The organism is Pseudoalteromonas sp. SG44-1 (assembly GCF_014164315.1).
Lineage (GTDB): Bacteria > Pseudomonadota > Gammaproteobacteria > Enterobacterales > Alteromonadaceae > Pseudoalteromonas > Pseudoalteromonas rhizosphaerae.
Map to the genome: position 1 here is coordinate 1 of NZ_JACJEW010000157.1, position 1,737 is coordinate 1,737.

At 40.1% G+C, this 1,737-nt stretch carries 2 protein-coding genes; both read left to right on the forward strand.

Annotated features, from left to right (window positions below):
• Positions 1 to 182: hypothetical protein (locus H5187_RS24830; protein WP_259401768.1), on the forward strand; the 182-nt coding region annotated here is incomplete at its 5' end.
• A 53-nt stretch (positions 183 to 235) separates the two neighbouring features.
• Positions 236 to 1,663: an OmpA family protein gene (locus H5187_RS23370; protein ID WP_259401769.1), complete on the forward strand. Its 1,428-nt coding sequence runs from the start codon at positions 236 to 238 to the stop codon at positions 1,661 to 1,663.
• Positions 1,664 to 1,737: the final 74 nt, after the last annotated feature.

Sequence of the window (1,737 nt, forward strand, 5' to 3'; positions counted from 1 at the left end):
TAAATAGTGACTCATTAGACGTACGCCAGCCATTTCATTCATACACTGCTATTAATCAACGACCTATTATTATTCCGCCAATGGAGTCTATAGGGCTTATTGCAAATAATAACCCTAGTGGCTGGGCGAAAGAGTTTGTTGATAATTTAAAAATTACAGTAGCTCAAATACGCCGTTATTAGAGCTACAAACAGTCCTCATTACCAACTTAGAACAGCCTATTCAAGCGTACGTGTTGGCTAAAACACGGGCGATAATATTAAGTATTAATCCAAACATCCCGCTTCTTTCTACGGATCAAAATATTGCTTTGTCACCGCCTGTGGGTGAAGATTTATTTGCTACTTTCGACAGTGAAACTAACTTAGCAGTTATATCAGGTACTAACAAGAAACTACCTAGAGGGTTATATAGAATCAAAATAAAGCTTGAAGAATATCTATTTAAAGGACAATCTGAGCGATGGTGTACTAAATCTATTCAATTTGATGGCACATATTATTACTATGAACTTGCCGAAATGATCCGATTTGATATAAAAAATGAAGCCGGTGAGTTTGATGTAATTAATTGCGATCCGCTTTCGGTTGAAGAGGCAATAATAAAGCAATTCCCGCGCTTTTATAGCCACTTAATTAGTTATGCCAAAGATTTAAAAACCGAGCATGCCACTTACGACCCAAAAAACATCAGTGTAAAAGATGAAAATGGTAAAGAAATTGGCCGCGCTAAAGTGAGCGATGAACCAATAAAAATAGCCAGTGGCTTTGAGAGTTTTTGCCATGGCTGGGCGGTGGCTAAAGGCCGCGCACAACTCGCCGCCGGGTTAGTTAATACTGATATAACCGCCAGTGCCAGTAACGGCAATTTTACCACTAATGGTAAATTTGTGTTAGGCAGTAAAATTGCCAAGGCAATTCATACCCATTTAAATAAAACAGCAGATAAAACCATTCAAGCAACCCTAGACGCGGTATTTGCGATGCAAGATGGGCAAGATGCGTGGCAAAAGCTACGCAGTGCGCGTGCTGCTATGACAACCGAGGGGTGGAGGCAAGCACTTGCAGAAAATCTGTGGCGCTTACCAGCGAACACACCAGCTGCAATGGAAAGTTATAACAATAGTTTAGGTAAAAAGCTTGGCATTCCTAAGGTGGCAATGGATGCAACAGGCAATGCGCTCAATATAGCTGACTTAACCATAAACATTGCAGCGCTTGGGCAAACGACGTTGCAGCAATTTGGTACAAATATCCCTAATTTAATGCAATCTAAGCAGCATTATAAAACGGTTGCTAACGATTACTTTGAGCATTTAAGTGCTAAAGAAATAGTAAAAGACGTGGTAATTAAAGCACAGTTTACACTTAATAGTGAGCAGGTAATCGATGAATACCGTGATGCTATTTTGCAGCAAAGTGAAGCGGTTTTAAAAGCGTTTGAGCTCAACGAATCGCTTAAAATTATAGTGGCAGGCCATACATGCGATCTGGGTCATTACGATTATAATATGGCACTATCTGAGCGACGAGCCGATGCTATAAAAAATATTTTAGTCACTCAAGCAGGTATTGATGAGGCGCGCATTGAAGTGCAAGGGCTGGGTTATACTCAGGGCAAGAGCATGAAAAAAGCCTATGATTTCAATACCTTTTCAAGGTAACCTGTACTGCGCATAGCTTTTTTCTGTTTTGCGGGCATGCCTTTATTAAAGCTTGTTTCTGCTTTTAGCTGATT